This is a genomic window from Bartonella sp. TT121SHDZB (assembly GCF_042193415.1).
Lineage (GTDB): Bacteria > Pseudomonadota > Alphaproteobacteria > Rhizobiales > Rhizobiaceae > Bartonella.
The window spans coordinates 1-782 of sequence record NZ_JBHILR010000050.1 but is presented as its reverse complement, the minus strand read 5'-3'; the positions used below and the strand labels follow the sequence as shown (position 1 = coordinate 782).

Here is a 782-nt window from a genome sequence, read left to right as displayed (position 1 = left end):
GAATTGGCAACTGGGTGGCGGGCTGTTTTACGTGAAGGGCGTGACCCTATTAAAGAACGTGAAAAACAAAAGCGTGAGGCAATAAGCAATCTCCATTACTTAAAAGATATTGCCATAGATGCTTTTGAAAGTCGTAAAGCTGAATTAAAAGGTGACGGTAAAAATGGTAAATGGTTTACACCTTTACGCCTTCATATTCTCCCTAAATTAGGCTGTTTACCCGTTTCTGAGATTACACAAACAGAAATACGCAATACACTTGCTCCCATTTGGCATACAAAGGCTGTAATTGCTCGAACAGCATTGATACGTCTTAATCTTTGTCTCAAACATGCGGCTGCATTAGGTGTAGATGTTGATTTACAAGCTGTAGAAAAAGCAAAAGCTCTCTTAGGAAAACAACGCCATAAGGTCACTAATAGACCAGCCATGGATTGGAGAGATGTGCCGGCTTTTTATAAAACACTCTGTGAAGCATCAACCATAACACAACTGGCTTTGCGTTTGCTTATTCTGACAGGTGTTCGCACAAATTCTTTACGCCATATTCATAAAGATCAAGTTGAGGGTAATATATGGACCATACCTGCTGAAAATATGAAAGGCAAGCGTGATACAACAAAAGAATTTCGCGTGCCTTTATCAACTGAAGCATTAGATATTTTAAAACAAGCACGATTGCTTTCTCGTAATGATTTCTTTTTTTCTGCTAAAGGTCGCGGTCCCCTCGCTGAGAAGTGTATGGCTCAATATATGAGAGACAATAAAATTGAAGCCTGCCC

1 protein-coding gene is annotated in these 782 nt (G+C 39.8%); it reads left to right on the top strand.

Annotation, left to right across the window (positions count from 1 at the left end; all coding sequences use genetic code 11):
- Nucleotides 1–782 (top strand): tyrosine-type recombinase/integrase (locus tag ACFIKI_RS08400; protein WP_375666755.1); only part of this gene is annotated, 782 nt, incomplete at both ends.